Genomic DNA, 19,899 nt, shown 5'->3' on the forward strand with positions numbered 1-19,899 from the left:
GTTCTCCTTTCTACTTCGTGACTCTATTTCATAAACCTGAAGTCAGGATTCTGCTGAAGCAATCCCAAATCACTGCACTTTCCTTACGCAGCAAAGGTTCTTGCGACCGATAGTTGACAATTCCCTCTTCGTTTCTGGTTACATCAGGTCCATAGATTCCTGCTCCGACTAAAAATTTCACCGCATCAACCGCCCAAGGCGCTGGTTGATCAGCGATTTCTGCCGAGATTATAGGTAAGTCCACGCTCGATGAGAGTCTCCAGAGAATTGTTGCTGCTTCTTGGCGACTGATTGTACGATCCGGATCAAACATTTCAGTTGAAGTGCCTACCAATATTCCAAGGTCTGCGAGGGTTTGAATGGCAGAAGCGTACTTGTGTCCTTCGGCATCTTTAAACACTACCGGCTTATCAGAAGGTCTTAAATTAGCAAACTGAATCAATTGGGATGCAAATTCACCTCTCGTAATAGCCTCATCAGGATAATAGTGGGTAGAACGTTTTTCACTGTGCTGTGGCATAAATAATTTGGTTGAGCGATAAATAGCCTCAGCATAGTCGTCGTTAGCTACGTCAGAATATTGAGGGAGATCAGGTATTTTTCCGAACCAAGAGTCTGGAAAAATGTAATCCAGATAGGTGATTTTACCGTCCGTGTCTTTCTTGAAGACGGCTTGGTTTCCTTCTTCATCAACGAACAACTGATCTCCGACTGGTTTTAACGTATGTGTTCCATTTGGACCTGAAATCGAAAGTTCCCCTTTCTGTTTCACGATGTCAAAGAACAAATAAGGCTGGCGAAGATAGCGATAGGTTCCTATATACTGATCGAGCTCATTTGAATGGAGCGGCCATTCCTTTGCTTTCTGTTTTTCTTGGGGGTAATAGTGATCCATAAATGCTGTAAACAACTCTTCCCCGATGTCTTGGCTCGCATCACTATTGGTGATGACGAATCCACCAATCTTGTGGTCTGGAATCAACCACATCCATGAATGATAGCCGGGTAAATCTCCCCCTTTTCCAATAACCATTTGGCCATGATATGCGTGCCGGTAAAATTTTTCGAAACCCAGAGCCATAGTGGGCATCTGCTCTTGAACTTGGACTTGCGTGCGATGCATTTCTTCTGTTGTCGTTTTGGAGAGGATTTGAGAGGTACCGAAGCTTCCTTCATTCAAATGGGCTAACATGAATTGAGCGATGTCGCCACTCGTGCCAAACATACCTCCGTCTGGCATAATAACCGGGTCATTTGGATACTGCTCCTTGGGTTGGCCATTTGTTCCGTAGCCCGTGGCCAGCTGTTTTTTGACCTGTTCAGTCATGAGAAAATCACTATTTTTCATATCCAGAGGTTTAAAAATATGCTTCTGTATGTATTCTTCAAATGGATAGCCAACCATTCGTTGAATAATGTATCCCTGAAGATTAAAAGCAAAATTATCATACCGGTAACTCTCACCTGGTGTTCGTATAACAGTCGGCAGGTTATCTTCAATAAACTCCTCTAATGATTGTTCGTCTTTTACATTGTTAGATGAAATATAGTCGGTGAAATCAAACCCTGATGTATGCGTCAACAAATGCCTCATGGTGACAGGTGTTCCCGTGTGATTCGTAATCCTCATCCCACCAAGATATTTTTCAATGTCCTCGTCCAGATTGATCTTCCCCTGCTCTACAAGCTGCATTACAGCAGTGGCAGTCATTACTTTGGAAATGGAGGCCATCCGGAAAATCGTCTGCTCAGGGTCCACGAAAGTTTTGGTTTCCAAGTCGGAATAGCCATAGCCCTTATTTAACAATACTTTGTTATCTGCAACGATTGTAAAAGCTGCACCAACTAGCTTTTTTTTGATTTCCGGCCGATTAAAGAAATCATCTGCAAATTGCTCAACTTCGACCGAAGACATCGGCCCTGTATGGGCGGCTGTCTGTTCTAATCCAGCCTTACTCTCACTCCATAATACTGAGTTTCCAGATGCTGTTGGCCCAGCAAGTAAAGAAGAAAATAACACACCAACTGTCATTAGGGTAAATCCCTTTAAAGCACTTTTCTTTTTCATTGAATAACCTCATTTCTTAGTATCCAAATGTTTTACTTGTATATCATAATAGTAGACCCTTTATTTTCCATCATTCTAAAGCAGGATTACATCTGTGATTAAGGGCTGAGAAACTTCCCCCGCTTTAGTCCAGTATTCACTCGTCTTTGGTCTAGTTCAATCTTGAGATGTTGCTGGTTCTATTAATCAAAAAAGGTCAACCAGTAACTACTGGTTAACCACCTGATACGCTATATTAGTAACTATTAATTAAAACATACTCCTCTTGAACCAAGCCCCCCCTTTCAAAATTCAGTCTGTTTGAAATGATGTTAGAAATGTAACAGGTCCAATAAGTCCGCTTGGCTCCTGTTGGGCAAAAGCTGATAAGAAATCCCGCTGATCTTTGACCAATGTATTAGTGACTTCAATAGCGATGTTATTAATTCCTTTGTTTAACAAACCTGAGACTTCTAACCGATAAGGTGGACAGATGCGAACTCCTACATGCTCACCATTCAGCCAAACTTCTGCCGTTTCAAATACCTCGCCGAGATCTAAATGCACTTGAGTCACCGATTCGTTCCATTCAAATTCAGTTTCATAACGGAATGTGCCAGAGAAATGCGGTAGATAATCAGGCAAACTCATATTAGTTAGAGTATTTAATTTTCCCCATTCAACAAAGTAAGGATAGTGTTCGGCAACTGCAGTGGAAACCGTCCATTCTGCCTCGAAATCCATAACCTTCATTTTCTCTTTCTCTATATAAAGCGGATTTTGGGCATAACATTCAAGGCCTTTTCCCTGAATCAAGATAATGGATTCATATGGTTTCAAAACAAGTGACAACGCCTTGAAATCGGTCTCTCTCGAACTCAAGCTGTTCAAGCGATTAAGGAATGCATCATAGGCATATACATCACCTTCTACAGGCAAGACAACCTTCGTACGTACGGTATCAAATGGACTTTCATTAAAGAACATAAAAACATCCAGTTCGTCATGGATATAGTGGTAGTTCCGTAGATAAGGTTGAAAGTTATCCACTTGAATATCGAAATGTCCGTCTGCGACAAGATCTTGTGCCAATTTGTCCAAAGACAAGACTTTAACGTTCATGTGACTGGCGAGTCGTTGAAGTTCATTGGAAACCTCCAGGCCTTCGCTCGATCGTGCTGGCAGCCCATCAACGAACCGAACGGCAAGTCCTTGTTCGACAAATTGGACTAAACGCTGGAGCATCGCTGCAGGAAGTGCCTCCGAATAGGGTACGATCAGACATCTGTAATCCTCTTGATGAACATGCAGTCTACCTTCAATCACATTGGCACCTTCTAATAGAACATCGATAGGAAGAACGTCGCAATCAATTTGACGCTGCATCAATGCCTTTACAGGCTTTTGAAAATACATGGATTCTCCCGCCCATTCGGCTTCTGCATGATACAAGACAGCAGCAGATGCCACATGTCTTCCGCCGGAAATCAGGTGACTCATCCTATTCATATATTGATTTAAATACCTATAATAACGATACTGCGGGTTTTTCCCACCTGCATACATATGGGGTGGACAATCCGGATCCGGGAACGATTTTGGAGTGAAGGCATGTGGTACGAAGTAGTTAACGCCGCGGACCAGCATATGGTCGGTAAGCCACTTCATCAGCTTCAGCCCTTCTGTCCAACCATATGCTCCATACAATTCGCACATCGTCCGTCCTTGCTTTTTCGGATCAATATGCCCTAGAGACACACCAAGCTTAGCCAAGCCATAGTGGAAGAATTCACTATCTGTCTCCCCAAATGTTGTGCGGAAACTCATTTCATCGAAGCCAGGGACGATTTGCCAAAGTACTACATCAATACCCGACATGTCTTGTCCCCAGAGGGAGCGGAAAAAGTGGCCCGCGCCGGGACCTAGTCTTGCATGGACGTTATTATCTTCGAGTACATGTCCGATATATTCTATTCCACGGGCTCTGCACCAGGTTCCAATTTGATTGCAGAAGTTGTCCGCGTACAGTTTGCTGACGATATTCATATAAGTGTACCGTACGATATTGGATTTCCCCCCCACATCCTGCCAAAGTAGATATAAATGCTTTCGATAATCCTCACCCAACGCCTGCTCAAGTAAAACGGATACTTCATTGCTCCAAGGCAGCGATACTTCTTGTTTACCGGGTTTAGAATTAAAGTCAAACGTGGTTTTATCATTGTAGAATCCAGGTTCGTCCGAAAAGAATCCAGCAAACGTTTTTCCGAAATCTTCTTTGTAACGTTCATAAACAGCCTCATAAACCGTGTCCAGCAGAATTTGTACTGATTCGCGTACTAAGGGGTTCAGATATTCTTCCTGTGCCTTGCTGCCGCCCTCTCTATTTTCCGAAATAATAAACATACGCCAATACCCATCAGGGACATCCCAATAAAGGGTACCATTATTCACAAATTCTGTTATGTCTATATATTCAGAAAGCAATGTTCCATCGGTTGGATTTCGGCGGACAGCCACAACGGCAACGAGTTTGTTATGACTACTCGCGTTTTGGTTTAGGGACACGGTAGGTCGAAGCCCCGCCATCAGCAAAGTATCTATCAAAAAAGATGCTCCTTGAGCAGGCCCAATCGTATCAATATATCGTTCACCCAGAAACAAGCGATGGAGCTCTTCCGGGGCTTCCTTCACCTTGCCTGCCGCATGTCCCGTTGGAAAATGATCATCATCAAGCAACCATACCTTCATCCCGCGCTTACGGGCTTCATCCATAATAATGTCCATGTCTGTCCACCACTTCGGTCCCAGAAAATCAGGATGAGGCCGGGCTTCAACGCATACGGCCCCGATGCCTGCTTCATGTACGCGAGCCATCTCTTCCCGTATCACGCGTTCTTCCTCCCCATGCTGCCATAGAAATGGGAGGATATAATTATGTTCCCTTCCCTCAAGCACGTCCATTAAACGATTTCTCATGATTACCTCCTATTTCGGTCTAATTTCAACCAGACGATGTCCAACACACCCTAACAATATGAAATATCCGCCCGTCTTCAACTGAATAGAGGGCGGATATACGTTTTGATGGTTATTATTTTTGTACCTTGGCATACCATTCTCTTGCGCGCTTTGTCACTTCTTCCCCGCCCGATGCATTCCATTTATCTACAAACTCATCAAACTTGCTGATCGGGTACTGTCCCAGAATGATTTTAGTGGCGTATTCCACATATAATGTACGATTATTAATGTCCGGGAAGCTGTCGTATACGCTGGCTGGCATACCGTCACCGGCAATGACTTTCGCGTATTTCTGGGCCTCCTGCATATTTCGGGTCACCTGGTCGATCGCCCATTTACTGTCTTCCGATGACGTACTGTTAAACAGATCTATCGTAAAATCAAGTGTCGCCAACGTTGAATACGGATTTAAAAGCTGATTTTCCTGACTGCTCTTGTCATCGGGAAGTTTAACAGCCTTGCCGTCCTTCATCTCATAGTGCATACCTTCCACGCCCAGAAACAGATCCTTCCAGTTCTTTTTGTCATACATATTGTTCAGCAGCTTCAGGGTGGCCATCAGCTTGTTCTCGTCCTTATTGTTCTTGATGACCCATTGTGGAGGTGCAAATCTCTTCATCGTGTAGAAACCTTCATATCCCTCGACTTCCGGTACAGGGAGCACGGTAAAGTTAGCCTTCACGCCGGTGTTCTTTTCCAGATTCTCCAAAATCAAATTGCCATGCTCAACCCAGTGAAAATAATTCCCAGCCTTGTCAGACTGAATTTTGCCATCCCACTTATCCTTTGTGTTCAAAAGTGATTCCTTGTCAATTAATCCTTCCTTGTACAGTTTGGCCGCGAATTCCAGCGCTGCTCTCATATTCGGAGTCACTGCAGAATAAGTCAGCTCACCATTGTAGATATCCCACTCCGGATAACCTTCGAACATGGCTACCCCGTACATGGCGAACAGGTGGTCCATCCATCTAGCCTGCTCCCTGCCGCCCGTAGGCAGCTCATCTTTCTGGCCGTTACCATTCGGGTCCTTGTCCCGGAATGCTTCGAGTACATTAACGTATTCGTCCTGCGTCTTCGGCATCGTCAGACCCAGCTTATCGAGCCAATCCTGACGGATCATGCCAGCGTATCTCCCGTACTCCACAACACCGGGAATATAATAGATTCTGCCCTGACCCGTAGGATCGTTCGCTTTGACCACATCCCACATATCCTGCGGAATGGCCTCCCATACATTGGGCGCATATTTGGGCAGCAGGTCGGTCAGATCGGCAATGGCACCATTTTTAGCCAAGCTGTCTTCAATCCCCTGCTGAGGTATGAATAAGTCCGGCATTTCATTGGCGGCGATTTTCAGATTCAGCTGGTTCAGATAATTGGTGCCCCCGTTCCATTCCACATACGGATGAATCACACCCACGCCAAGCTTTTCCTTATAAAAATCATATAACTTGCTGCCCTTGGTAATCGGTTTATAACCAATGTTCGTTCCCCATACTTCGATATCGACCGTTCCATCCTCATTGGTGGAAGTCTGGCCAGAAGCGGAAGTATCACCTGTAGAGCTTGAATTGCAGCCGGTAATCGTGCTTATCGCAAGAACACCTGCGGCCATCATTAAACCCATCTTTTTAAGAATCATAGCTAATCCCCCTTCAATCACGGTTATTCTTGTACATTCTTCCTGTTTCATTGGTAAAACGAGATCAGCCCTTCACTGAGCCAAGCATGGCTCCTTTGACAAAATACTTTTGCAGGAAGGGATACACAATGATGATCGGAATGATCGCAAAAATGACAGTTGCCGCTCTCAGTGTCCGCTCATTATAATTCAGGTCCACCGTTGAAGCAGCACCTGCCATCATGACGCTATCATCGGTGATAAACTGCCTGATCTTGATCTGCAGCGGAAACCAGTTGGTATCCTGCAGGAAAAATAGCGGATGCTGAAACTGGTTCCACAACACCACACCGTAGAATAAAGCAAGAGTTGCCATAACGGCCTTGGATAATGGAAGAACGAAATGGAACAGCATTCGGAAATATCCACAGCCTTCAAGAAAGGCTGCCTCCTCCAGCTCCTTGGGAAATTGTTTGAAGAAGGTTCTCATGATGATTAAATTAAAGGGATTTAGAATATGCGGCAGGATCAGGACCAGCGGATTATCATAAAGTCCAATGCTGCGGACCGTCAGGAAATATGGAACGATCGGCGCTTTGAAGATCATTGCAATCACAACGCATACCATAATCAAGGAGCCCCAGCGAAACTCTGACTTGGACAGCGGATACGCGAACAAGGCTGTCATCAGAAGAGCCAGTACCGTCCCAATAACCGTAGTGCCTACCGTCAGGAAGAAGGACTTCCACAGATCCGGTCGATCAATGATATACTTCCATGAATCAAGCGTAAACTCTTTTGGCCACAGTGTTACCAGGTTCATGTCCACGACGCTTTTGGAACTAAATGACGTGGAGATTACGGACAGAAGCGGTACTATGGCTGCAATGGAAAACAGGATGAGAAAAATGGTAACTCCGGTAACAAATGCTCGTTCTCTTTTGGATTCAACCATTCCTACCAAAGCCCCCCATCCGACACTTTTTTGGACAGTTTATTAAATACATATACCAGGATAAAGCCAATCACCGACTGAAATAATCCGACTGCCGTCGCGAAGCTATACTGTGCTTGCTGAATGCCAGTCCGGAACACGTAGGTGTCCAAAATATCTCCCACACTGTATGTCATCGGCGTGAGCAGATTAAATACCTGATCAAATCCGAGATCCAGGAAGTTTCCGATCTCCAGCAGGAAAAGCACAAGTACGGTTGGTAAAAGCAGCGGGAACGTGATATGGCGAATTTGCCTGAGTTTCGATGCACCGTCAATCATTGCCGATTCGTAGAGTTGAGGATCGATCGCGCTAATCGCTGCCATGTACACCACAGTTCCCCACCCGGCGTCTCTCCAGATGGACGAGATTGCATAGATGGGTCTGAAATATGCACTCTCCTGCATGGCCAGCACAGGTTCCAAACCAAACCACCCAATAACGATATTGAACAATCCGCTTAAAGAAAAGAAATCGAACAGGATTCCGCCCACAATAACCCAGGATAAAAAATGCGGGATATACAGCGCCGTTTGGATTCCTTTTTTTAACGCCGATTTGCGAATCTCGTTAATCATCAGTGCCAGCAATACAGGCACCGGAAAAACCAATACAAGTTTGAGAAATCCGAGCATTAGGGTATTTCCAAAAACCCTGGCAAAATCGGGGTGGTCAATTAAGGCCTTAAAATGTTTGAGTCCTACCCACGGACTGTCACCGAACCCTTGAAATACCGAGTAATCCTTGAAGGCGATGATCGCACCGCCCAGCGGGACAAATTTAAACACAATGAGAAAAACGATACCTGGAATAGCCATCACGTATAGTGGCCAAAACACTTTCATTCGATGAAACGCAAAAACCTTCAACTTATCCCCCCCAGTATCCTCTAATGAATCCGCTTACAAGATAACTATACAGCCAGAATAATCCTCTCTCAATTAGGCATTTTTAAGTTAAAACAAGTGATTTTTAAGGAAAAGGATGCCACTTCGAAATGAAGTGGCATCCTTAATTTTTATTGTTTTGCAAGACTTTTCCGATATTCCCTTGGTTTGAATCCGGTCCATTTCTCGAACATGCGTGCAAAATGCTGCGCATCCGAATAACCCACCTTATGGCAGATTTCATATACCTTCAAATCCGTCTGTTCAAGCAGCTCCTTGGCTTTGCTGATCCGTATGTGGGTCAAGAAATTCAAATACGTTTCGCCTGTCTTTTGTTTGAAAAATTGGCTCAGGTAATATGGATTCATGTAAAAACGAGCAGCTAATTCAGCTAGACTGATGGGTTCATCATAATGGGCTGTAACATATTCCTTGATCTCTGAGATCATGTCCTTCTTTTTGGAAGTACGATGTTCCAGCATAAATGCAATGATTCCGCCAATGACGTCTACCATCCATTGCTCCAGAGACGCTAGTGTCTTAAACCGTGAAATACCCTCCAAAGTTAACAGCTGACGACTCAACAATTTATTCTGCTGAAGCTGCTGAAAAGATACCTTTCGAATGCTTAACAGAAGCAAGTTCAAGCATTGCAGTTGGAGATCTGCCGGACTGAAACCTGGTTCAGCTTCTATTCTCCTAAAGATTCGGTGGATCATTTCCACGCTTTCTCTCTCATCCATGTTGTCGATCGCGGCCTCCAAGCCAGCGATCATCTCCTCTGTAACCAGCTCGCTTTTCCCGCTCATATCCATGATCTGGGTAAACGAAATGACGGCTTCTCCGCCCTTGATCACCTGATAGCTAAGCGCATTTCGCGCTTCTTCAAAGGATTGGCTAATACCACCTGGCTGTTTCTGCACGCTTCCGATGCCAATCACACTGGAAACGTTCAGTTGTCTGAACAGGACCTCATGAAGGCGCTGTGCACTGTGAACCATATCTCTGTTCTCCAAAGCTGCACCGTGGATCACGATTACCGCAATTTGTGCGCCTGTATAGCGAAAACGATATACACTACCGTAATGTCTGAAGACCAGATCAATCTGCCTAAAAACGGAATCAAAACCAAGATCCTTCAGACCTTCTGCGTTACTATTGATATCAATCAGGATACACGCAAAATGTGCTCCCTCCCCAGGCATGCATCCGATCCTTAGCAGCTCCTCTTCAATTTCGGTATGGTCGCTGCCCATATCCAGAATATCTCGCAAGCCATCTTCCTGAATGCGGAGATACGTTGCCTGCTTTAAGGCATCCATTTCCTGGACTTTGCTTCGCTCTAGGCGAATCATCTCCATGACCTGACAGACACAGTCTCGCAACTCCTGTTCCTCAACCGGCTTGTTAATGTAAAAGTTCACACCTAGCTTTATGCCTTTCTGGGCATATTCAAAGTCGGCATATCCGCTTAGCAAAATGAATTTGCTCTGAATATCGACCGTTTTGAGCATTTGGATCATGTCCAGTCCACCGGCCTGCGGCATTCGAATATCGGTAATAACGATGTCCGGCTGCCATCTTTGAATCAGCTCGAAGCCTTCAAGCCCATTGTAGGCTGTTCCAACCACTTCACATTCCGGAATATAGCGATCTACCATCTTTTTGAGTCCTTCCAATATCCCTTTTTCATCATCGACCAAGATCAGTTTCATTTCTCTCACCTTCCTTCTTCGCATTGGAACTTATATGCTGAGGTATGCCTATCCCTGGAATAAGAATTTCGATGGTCGTTCCATTTTTGATACCAGACAACACCTTAACGTAATATGAATCTCCATAATGGAGCTTAATCCGTTCTGCAATGTTGATCAGACCCAGACCGTTCTCTCCCAAATCATCTGGGTTATCCAGGCTGTATCTATTTGAAGCCGCCTGTTCCAGCAGCGCATCCAGCTCCGCCAATTTCTCTGTCGTCATTCCGGTTCCGTTGTCTGAAATTCGGATCAGAATCTCTCCGTCTTCCGTCCAGCTCCCCTCAATTTCGATACATAATGCCTGGCTGTAGCCTGCAAAACCATGGTTGATGCTATTCTCCACGATAGGCTGAAATACCAAAGGAATGATGCTGTACTCCAGCATTTCATCCGGCATGTTAACAGACAATTCGAACATATCATCGAATCGGATGTTTTGAAGCTGCAGATAATTGGCTGTGTACTCCAGTTCATGCTTAATCGAATGGTGCCTTCCCTCTTTCCCAAGCGTTAACCGAAACATGCGAGCCAGAATTTTAATCATCCCTGCCGTTTCCTCGTCATCTTTCACCAATGCCTTCATTCGAATGGATTCCAATGTGTTGTATAGCATATGGGGGTTAATTTGATTTTGAAGAGCAAGGAATTTGGCTTGACGCTGCTTGATCTCTCCCACGTACACCTCTTCAATTAACGTTTTGATCGTGATAATCATTTTGTTGTAGCTATACACCAGGTTTCCAATCTCATCGTTGGTCGTTTCTTTCTCTATGGGCAGATATTGACCTACTTCTGCTTGCTTCATGCTTCTTCGAAGTGCCTTGATGGGTCTTGTAATCGTATAGCTTAGCCACAGTGAGATCAGGAAAATAATCAGACAACTTGCCACGATCACGATCATGGTCAGCCCTTTCATCTGATTGATTTTATGCAGCAATTTGGACCTGGGAATCTCGGTTTTGATGAATAATTCCCCTTGAGAAGTCTGTTCCGATAAAATAATCCGATCTTTAGTTCCGCTGTCTCCAGAGAGATCGGATCCTGAATGGAGCAGCTGCTCCCATGTCATCCGGCCACTGGCTGCTTCGGAATGATAAACGATTTCTCTTCGATTATTGCTTATAATTACGCTAATACCATACTTATCGCGAGCCTGCAAAAACTCAAGCTCAAGCTGAAGCAGCGTAAATGGATCGAGATCAATAAGAAGCATGCCGGCGTACGCCCCCTTGGAGTTAAACAGAACCCTGCCCACAGTCACAACAGCCCCTGCGCCTTTGTCCTCATAATAAGAACGATCGTGCAGGCCGCTAATAAAAAAGGTCTGATCGGAATGACGGAGCTGTTTGTACCAATCCCGGGATAATAGTCTTTTCTCATCCACTCTGCTAGTCGTAGTCGTATATTGATACACACTGTTATCGCGACTGATCAGCATTACGGTACCAATTTCGGATTTGAGCAATGAAACTCTCATGAGAAGTTGCTGTACAGCAACCCGCTGATTTACCTCCTCGTTCATGGGTACACTTGACCCTTCTCCGAGCTTATAGATCAATTCGTTGTCAACCAGTACGGACTTTGTAATCTTGTCATATTCTTTGATGAATTCATTCAATGAAGATTTGATCTGAGACGTATAGAGGGAGGCAAATTCCTGTGAGGATTCTTCCAGTCCTTTGGCTGACTGCTGAAATATGAATACGCTTACAATTAATACTGGAATAATGCACGCCAGAAGATAACTTATCATTAACTTGTTTTGAAATCTCATGTTTTTAATCCATATATGTAACTTTCTGATCCGGTTGTTATACTCCATATTTAACTCTCCATTAGTATTTTCAGTAATTTCGTTAACTTTACATCCAATTTCTGTTCCTTGTAAAGCGTTTATTGGAGATTTGATAAGTTTCTCAGCAGTAACCGGAGTGACCTCCACTATAAAATCACCCTTGTTGTTTAGGCAAACTTGACCAATCGTCCAAAGGGTAGTTTGCTGATCAGTAGCGAACATGTCCATAAAAAATCGTATTTTCCCGCTGACATTTCACAAAGAGCCACCGATATCACTGGTGATCGGCTCATGTCGTGGTTTAGATAATATCTTCACGGGAGCCGATCAGGCTCCCTGCCCGTTAGTTGAACACATGCAGCCGCTCAAGTTTGCTTGGCTGCATTCCTGGTAATATTGAGCTATCGTTTCCCAATAAATTAATGATCACAGTCGATCGGGTAGTCCGTGCAGATACATGTTTATGCAGTCTGTGTTATTCTTCAAAGTTTCGATGGTCTTCAGATTTGGCGACTTAAATATAGTCATATACTCAGATTCGTCGTACTCCTTTCGGATCATAAAAGCAAGTTTTTCTCCATCCAGTGAGAACTCTGCTTGGATTCCAGGCTTGTTCCCTCGTGCGTCCAAGCGGATCCATGAATTTATTTTTTGAATATAAACAGCATTTAAAGCATGGATACAATAGCCCGTATCTGGGGTGTCCCCAATCGTAAGTCGTTGATAACAGAAGCCAGAAGGTATTCCTGCTCCTCGTAATATGGCGCACAAAAGATTTGCCTTGGCATAACAAATACCTTCTTTGTAAACCAATGTCTCGGATGCGGAACAAGTGATTCTAGAACTCTGGATATCCCAAGAATGGGCAATTTGATCTCTGACATAGATATATGACTTTTCAATAAAATCTACTTGATCTTGTGATGCTGCTGCTAAATCCGAAGCTAGTCCAACAATTAGCGGGTGATCATAATCGACCTCTGCTGTCACGGTCAAATAATCGGTAACGACTTGAGATTCACAGATTAGATTCATTTCATCAACACCTTTCGATACTTGAATTCATACAAAAACAATCATCTCAAAAAATGGTTTAACGCTTCTTTAAGTAATTTTATATTATAGGCTCTCACAATTCTAGAATATCGTCTCGATATTCTATTCCTATATCCTCGAGCAAATTATTTAAACCCAACCACAAGTTATCACAAAGTAAATAAAGCTCTTCCTTGTCAGTCAGCTCACCACGTATTACTTTTGTTGCTAACTCAACAGATCCTTCCGGCTTGATTGTTTTTTCTATGGATTCTTCCAGAGTTACGGATCTGCTGGTGTAATATTGTTTATTCAAGAGTCCAATCAATTTAGCCATTTGCCATATGAATCTGCCTTTTTTTCTGTTTGAGTAGAAACGTCCATACAACGACACAAAATATTCCATATATTATTCTATTCCAATTTAAAAGGAGGTAATAAACAAGAATATGACTACCTTTTTAGATGCACGATCTTCATAGGATGCTAGTTTGTCGGAATAGGTTTATAGATGACCTTAAGTTGGGACAAGCCTCGTGTTCGTGTTCAGCTAAAGGTAAGATTTCAGACCAAACTCCCTTTAGCACCAGCAGAATTTACAATTCCGACTGCCGTTTATCCCTTCTACTTTTGGTTTTACTGTGCTTGTAAAACAGATCATTATGATTCAAGTGATGATTATAATCAACCACTGCTCCTTGATGTTCACATTTCATGATTTAAATTGGAGGAATTCCTATGGTTCGTACACTTGATGCTCGTACTTCTCTTGGTTCTAACGGTGTTACTCCGCTTAACGTTCCACTTACTGCAAACACGCCAACTTTGGTGGGCATCCTTGGACTAAACATTGCCAGCCCTGGCCCGCTTATTCGAACTCAGTTCAACGGAACCTATCGACTCTCGGTGGGAAATCTGTCTTCCCAACCTTCATCTATACGAATTGAGATTTTCAGAACCTCGACCAATACAGGAACACCAATCTATGTAGTCTCTGTGCCGATATTTCCATCTGAAGGAAGTATTCTGGCGAGCTTCGAAGGCTCCGATTATAATGTGCCTTCTCCTCCCTCCGGGCAACTAATCTATTCTTGCTATATAACATTTGTTCCAGCTTCCCCAACGGAACAAGCCACACGCATCGGGCCTGAGTGTTTTAACGCCGTTGCATACAGTGACGACTAACCCCCTTTTTTTCGTTATGCCTCAACAATTAATGAGGAAGGAGGAGATCCTTATGGTCCAAACGTTAGATGCACGTACATCTCAAGGCTCCAATGGTCATAACATTTTAACTCCGAGTTTTACAAACGGTGTCCCACTCTTATTTGCTCAAGTAGGCCTACAGTTCAACAATCCGGGCGCATTTATTCGGACGTTTTTCTCTGGTGTTGTTGAATTGACAGCCAGTCAACTCTCTACAAACGGTGAGCTTGTCATTGAAGTTTACCGAGACTTGGGGAGTTCACAACATTTGGTTTATCGTGCAGGCACAATTGTTATTGCCAATGAATTCTTCAGTCCTTGCGTATTCAAATTTACTGGTTCGGATTTCAACGTACCTCCACCAGTGAATGGGCAACTTGTCTATTCGGTATATGCCACCTTCACTTTTAATCCTCTATTTCCCGTTAGTAATATCCGGTTAGGCCCTGAGAGTTTCAATGCGACCGTTTATTCGGAGGAATAATATCTAATTGCATCTTGTTCTGGATTGTTAGAATAAAGATAGGTATAGATCGCCCCATATAAACTTTACAAATCAAGTTAACTTGGAATTACGTCCAAGCGTATTAGCAGCCATAGAATATACTATTCTATCCCACAGAATAGGAGGTAGATTTCATGACCACATTTCTTGATGCAAGAACATCACAGAATGCCAGTTTGGCTAACTCTATAGCAGTGCCGATTCTCGTCATCAATACTCCTCAATTATTTGGCCAGATTGGTCTGCAGACTGCAGGAGCAGGAGCTAACCTTAGAGTGCAGATGAAAGGGACCGTTTCCGTGCAATTACCGCTGGCTCTTGTTGGTATCACCATTCGAATAGTTAGGGGTACTTTGGCGACCGATCCGGTTATTTATTCAGCGACATCCACATTCAGTTTGAGCGTACTTGCTCCACAAGTTATCACGTTCTCTGCCGATGACTTTAACCCACCACTGTTACCTCAATTGACGTACAGTGCATTTATTAGTTCCAACCTATTGGGAACAGTTCGTGTAGGGCCCGAAAACTTCGATGGACTTGTTGTTTCCGACTAATTTGCACTGATGCCATGCTTGAAGCCCTATCGGATTGTCACCGGTAGGGCTTTTTTAATATTAATTGGGTTTGCACATATCCTGGACTGCTTTCATATCATATTTACTGTAGATCATGAATCTACCTCTATTGGATATTAGCCTGCCGCGATGACTCCCGGCGGGCAATCATATTGTTGTTCCTTATACATTAATTAAAAGAAATCTGAAAAATAAGGTGTCTGCTGTTCAATAGCATCTTCTAATACATCTAGCATTTCCGGATTGCACTTGATTCGACCAATTTTATGCAAGTATTCAGGACGCTTATAGCCTAACAACATCGTTGTCATTGTCTGGATACTTATGCTATCTTCGCTACGACGATTATGACCTCGGATCACTCGACCGCATCCATTTGGTTCAATTTGTAGAGTAAATGTACCTTGATTCCAAGATAGCAGCGGGTCTAACAAGGTGAATGTCCACTCTCGTTCTATTGGAGCAGGTTTGAATGGATATTTAGAAACAAATTGCTCAATGTCTACGATCCGTGCCATAAAGTAAGGTGAAATGGTTTCTTTAATATCAGCATCTTCCAGTAAAAAGGCAAGTGGTTCATCTGTATGAATATTGCCAACCACTTTGGATATCATTGAAAAATGCGCACTAATGAAGTTCCAAAGTCCACTTCGTGCCTCTTCATGAATGAAAATCATGTCTTTGACATGAAATACTTCTTCCTCTATCCAATACAGTAAGTATCCCTCGGGTTTATTGTCTTCACCGTAATAGATAGCAGCTGTTAAATCTTCTGAATCCCATCGCCAATACTCACTCCACGCAAGTTCTTTCCTTAACATGGCTCCATGTGTTTGCAGCGAGAAGCGTTCATAGGCCGTTTTCACATCTTCGCTTTCCGGTTCTACACGGGCCACATCACCAGGCACTGGTTTGTTTTTGGGTAATTGGTAGTCTTGAACCTCAAACACAATTTTATCGGAAATGATTTCCCATCCTTTACGGCGATAATAGGGTATAGAATACGGATACAGGTAAGAAATGGATTGTTTTTTTTCACGCATATTGGTGAGAGCCTGTAACAACAGTTTGTTCATTAGGCCTTGCCCAGAATATTCAGGAAAAGTACCTACGCCTGTAACACCACCCATAGCATAAGTTTGATTAAAAATTCGGACCTCAAATGGATATGTAGAAACCTGAGAAATCAGTTTTTCTCCATCAAACCAACCAAGTACATCTGCTTGTTGTAAGACAGGTGATTTCTCATGGAGAATTTCCTTTGCTCCCCAACCCAGTTTGTGAAGATCATTATTTGTAACCTGAAACACATAACGCAAAAGCTCACTATATTGTTCTAAATGTGATAATTCTACTTTCTGCATTTTTAAATTTCTCTTACGCATGTCCGTGATGCTCCCTTTTTTTGTTTTATCATTTGCGAATCACATCAGAATAATTCCAGAGTTGAATTATATTCTTCAGAGACCACAACGGATTCCCCCCCCAATCAGATGATCTTTTTTCACGGTATAACGTTGGTTTGCAACGTGGCCCACAGTAAACTTGCTTCATACATACTAGATTGCTGAAAAAACGCCCCCGTTAGTTTAAACATAATTTATTCGAAACTTCTTCTTATTCTGTATCCGAGTTCTTCTTTCTATTGTAATGGTTAAATAGGTTAGGGAAAATCTGAACTCAAAATGTGTAATAACATTGAATTGGTCGACTACATGGCAACTTGGAGTGCCGACATGCCATCCTGCAATTGGCCTGGGACTACCTTGACAAGAATCCCCATAAACGACTGTCGACATGATCTTCGACTTTTTCCATGGCCAGAACATTTTCCCGCCCAATATAACCATGAAAAACGGAACGGATTCAGCATGAATGAAACATGTTCTTGTCCCGCGGCATTAGTATCGTTTTAACCTCGTTTGAGTGTACATTTTTAGAACCGCCTTCCTAATAAAGAATAAGCGCCATTGTATGTATTTCATTCATATACCATCATCTATTGCAAGCATGTATCTTTTTGTTTAATGCACCTAAACAACATCCGTCCATGTTCAAGCAACGTCAAGCTATGGCTGAATGCGCATTTATCGTTTAAATTCATTGTAGTTATTTTGAAATAAGAATAATGTTCACTCTCTTCATAACGTGAAAACAGAATTAGGAAGGAAGCGAGATTATGAGAAACCATTCTTTAATGGGGTTAGCTCCTGCGCTGGGCTGGAATTCATGGAATACCTTCACATGGGATATCAATGAGCAATTAATCCGGGATGTCGCTGACGTATTTGTGTCGGATGGTTACCTAGCAGCTGGTTACGAATACATCGTCATTGACGATTGTTGGAGCCTGAAGGAAAGGGATGCTGATGGTAACTTGGTCGCTGATCCAGAGAAATTCCCGAGCGGAATGAAAACACTTGCAGATTATATCCACGATAAAGGCCTGAAGTTCGGCATGTACTCCTGTGTCGGTACACATACGTGTGTAGGTTATCCAGGCAGCTTCGAGCATGAATTTCAGGATGCAGCGATGTTTGCCGAGTGGGGTGTGGATTTTTTGAAATATGACTACTGTTTCAAGCCGCGTCATATCTCTGGTGAACTGTTATACAAGCGGATGAGCCTTGCGCTCAAAAACTGTGGACGAGATATCCTGTTCTCTGCCTGCAACTGGGGAGAGGATAACGTATATCACTGGATTCGTGGATCAGGGGCTCATATGTATCGCTCCACCGGTGACATACGAGACAACTGGGAATCGGTCAAAGAACTGGCTCTTTCTCAGCTCGGCAAACAAAGCTACACTGGCTCCTTCTGCCATAATGACATGGACATGCTGATTGTTGGCATGTACGGTGGAAGCAACAACGACTTTATCGGAACGATTGGAGGCTGTAACAACATTGAATACAAAACCCATTTCTCCCTCTGGTCCATGATGGGTTCACCGCTCATGATTGGATGTGATGTACGTAAAGCCAATCAGGCCACCAAGGAAATTTTGTTGAATCCGGACCTGCTTGCCATCAACCAGGACGCGGAGGCACGCGGAGCTTATCGCATCAAACCCGAGCCGCAGTGGTTCCACACAGACGATGTATTCATGCTGGTGAAGGTGCTGACAGACGGAGATCTCGCCATCGGCTTTTTCAACATGAGCGACAGTCAGCGCGAGCTGTCCCTTCAATTCTGGGATATGGGGCTGCCTTACGCCGCCGGTTGTGCCCTATCACTCTACGATTGCTGGGAGCACAAGGAGCTGGGTGTATTCCGTGAGCGTTATGCACCAGTTGTTGGGGCCCACGATTGTCTCGTCGTCCGGGCCAAATTGGTGAAATAAATGACACAATGCCGCCTGTGCACCTCCTGTTCCGTTCCGCTCTCCTCGGACGATGTCGGCATCTATATTAAACTGGTCTCGCGCACAGCCCGGCAGTTCCTCTGCATTGATTGTCTCGGTGTGAAGCTGAACTGTGGACGGAAACCGATCGAGAAGCTTATCCGTTATTTCCGGGAATCGGGGAACTGTGCTCTTTTTCGTTAAACGTAGTGTGTCTTATCCGTTTGCTTGTTCTCCTAACGTTCTGCTTGTTTCTGATACAGCATTACGTATGCTGATGGCGTATGTGATGTTGCCTTTCTGAACACTCTGGAAAAATAAAGCGGATCATTGTATCCCACTGAATAGGCAACGGATTGAATGGATAATCTGGATGACTTCAGCAGCTCACAGGCGCGCCGGATGCGGCATGCCGCGATATACGCAGAAACCGATTCGCCTGTAGCTTCTTTGAACCTGCGGAACAGGTAGCTTCGCTCCAGATTTACGGCCTGTACAATCTCCGCAACCGTCAAGGACGATTTCCAGTAGTTCTGCTCAATATACGTTATCGCCAGCCACACATAATCTCTGGCTTCCTCCTGCTTCTCGCTTGGAAAAAACTCCATATAATACGACAATAAAAGGCGCAAACGTGCATCCGCCCTTAACACTTCACATGGCGATGTCCCCGCATTCCAGGCCAAATGAAACAAGGGTTCCAAGCATTCCGGCGCTGCTGGCAGTGCAGGGTGCTGGACCGAAAGCTGAGTCAACTCTATGAACCGTTCTGCATCTCGCCCGCTGAACTCCATCCATACGTATTCCCACGGGTCGGCAGGGTCGGGGTAGTAATAGATTTCTTTTTGCGGAAAAATGATAAAGCTCTCTCCGGCGCCCAGCCGAAAATACTGGCCGTCTGTTTCCAGTGTGCCCTGCCCATGAATGATGTAATGCAGTGCATAGACGTCACGCACCCCAGGTCCCCACTGGTGAAGATTTACCGGTTTATGCCCGCCGCTGATAAAATAAACCTGGCTCGCCCTGCTCCCGTCTCTCCATAACGAGTCCACATCCGGCACCTCCATTCTTGTTACCTGTCATTATATATCATTATGAGGAGTTATT

The 19,899-nt window shown here is 44.0% G+C and carries 15 protein-coding genes; 4 read left to right on the plus strand and 11 right to left on the minus strand.

From position 1 onward, the window contains the following. Positions 1–28: 28 nt before the first annotated feature. The 9 genes from HP552_RS28490 to HP552_RS28530 all read right to left on the minus strand — a co-directional run bounded on the left by HP552_RS28490 (position 29) and on the right by HP552_RS28530 (position 13,566). Positions 29–2,068 carry a serine hydrolase domain-containing protein gene (locus HP552_RS28490; protein ID WP_175398731.1) on the minus strand — a complete coding sequence of 680 codons (2,040 nt, stop codon included), beginning with the start codon at positions 2,066–2,068 and terminating at the stop codon, positions 29–31. Between the two features lie 291 nt (positions 2,069–2,359). Further along, complete coding sequence (locus HP552_RS28495; RefSeq protein WP_175398732.1) at positions 2,360–5,026, minus strand: glycosylhydrolase-like jelly roll fold domain-containing protein; 2,667 nt, start codon at positions 5,024–5,026, stop codon at positions 2,360–2,362. Between the two features lie 115 nt (positions 5,027–5,141). Beyond that, entirely contained in the window at positions 5,142–6,713 is a 1,572-nt protein-coding gene (locus tag HP552_RS28500) for a type 2 periplasmic-binding domain-containing protein (RefSeq protein WP_175398733.1), read from the minus strand. A 64-nt stretch (positions 6,714–6,777) separates the two neighbouring features. Continuing rightward, positions 6,778–7,647: a carbohydrate ABC transporter permease gene (locus HP552_RS28505; protein ID WP_175398734.1), complete on the minus strand. Its 870-nt coding sequence runs from the start codon at positions 7,645–7,647 to the stop codon at positions 6,778–6,780. 2 nt (positions 7,648–7,649) lie between these two features. Beyond that, on the minus strand, positions 7,650–8,555 hold the full coding sequence (locus HP552_RS28510) for an ABC transporter permease (RefSeq protein ID WP_175398735.1): 906 nt from the start codon (positions 8,553–8,555) through the stop codon (positions 7,650–7,652). Between the two features lie 149 nt (positions 8,556–8,704). After that, entirely contained in the window at positions 8,705–10,288 is a 1,584-nt protein-coding gene (locus HP552_RS28515) for a helix-turn-helix domain-containing protein (protein ID WP_175398736.1), read from the minus strand. Next, positions 10,266–12,104 (minus strand): sensor histidine kinase family protein, encoded by a 1,839-nt coding sequence (locus HP552_RS28520; protein ID WP_175398737.1) that lies wholly within the window; start codon positions 12,102–12,104, stop codon positions 10,266–10,268. Before HP552_RS28520 ends, HP552_RS28515 begins: the two co-directional genes overlap by 23 nt. Positions 12,105–12,551: 447 nt before the next feature. Continuing rightward, on the minus strand, positions 12,552–13,160 hold the full coding sequence (locus HP552_RS28525; RefSeq protein WP_175398738.1) for a transglutaminase-like domain-containing protein: 609 nt from the start codon (positions 13,158–13,160) through the stop codon (positions 12,552–12,554). A gap of 94 nt (positions 13,161–13,254) precedes the next feature. Further along, entirely contained in the window at positions 13,255–13,566 is a 312-nt protein-coding gene (locus tag HP552_RS28530) for a kanamycin nucleotidyltransferase C-terminal domain-containing protein (protein WP_512698971.1), read from the minus strand. Between the two features lie 332 nt (positions 13,567–13,898). Between HP552_RS28530 and HP552_RS28535 the strand changes: the two genes are divergently transcribed. From HP552_RS28535 to HP552_RS28545, 3 genes are all read left to right on the plus strand, one after another. Further along, positions 13,899–14,345 (plus strand): hypothetical protein, encoded by a 447-nt coding sequence (locus HP552_RS28535; RefSeq protein WP_175398739.1) that lies wholly within the window; start codon positions 13,899–13,901, stop codon positions 14,343–14,345. A 52-nt stretch (positions 14,346–14,397) separates the two neighbouring features. Next, complete coding sequence (locus tag HP552_RS28540; protein ID WP_175398740.1) at positions 14,398–14,850, plus strand: hypothetical protein; 453 nt, start codon at positions 14,398–14,400, stop codon at positions 14,848–14,850. A gap of 155 nt (positions 14,851–15,005) precedes the next feature. Continuing rightward, a complete protein-coding gene (locus HP552_RS28545) occupies positions 15,006–15,428 on the plus strand; it encodes a hypothetical protein (RefSeq protein ID WP_175398741.1) in 423 nt (140 codons plus the stop codon). Between the two features lie 194 nt (positions 15,429–15,622). Here the strand turns inward: HP552_RS28545 and HP552_RS28550 are convergent, their stop codons facing one another. Beyond that, complete coding sequence (locus HP552_RS28550; RefSeq protein ID WP_175398742.1) at positions 15,623–16,834, minus strand: GNAT family N-acetyltransferase; 1,212 nt, start codon at positions 16,832–16,834, stop codon at positions 15,623–15,625. Positions 16,835–17,628: 794 nt separating this feature from the next. On the opposite strand from HP552_RS28550, the gene HP552_RS28555 reads away from it, so the two are divergent. Further along, complete coding sequence (locus HP552_RS28555; protein ID WP_175398743.1) at positions 17,629–18,792, plus strand: glycoside hydrolase family 27 protein; 1,164 nt, start codon at positions 17,629–17,631, stop codon at positions 18,790–18,792. Positions 18,793–19,028: 236 nt separating this feature from the next. Here HP552_RS28555 and HP552_RS28560 read toward each other — a convergent pair whose 3' ends face one another. After that, a complete protein-coding gene (locus HP552_RS28560) occupies positions 19,029–19,844 on the minus strand; it encodes a helix-turn-helix domain-containing protein (RefSeq protein WP_312884364.1) in 816 nt (271 codons plus the stop codon). Positions 19,845–19,899 lie beyond the last annotated feature (55 nt).

It is taken from the genome of Paenibacillus xylanilyticus (assembly GCF_013359935.1).
Classification (GTDB): domain Bacteria; phylum Bacillota; class Bacilli; order Paenibacillales; family Paenibacillaceae; genus Paenibacillus; species Paenibacillus xylanilyticus.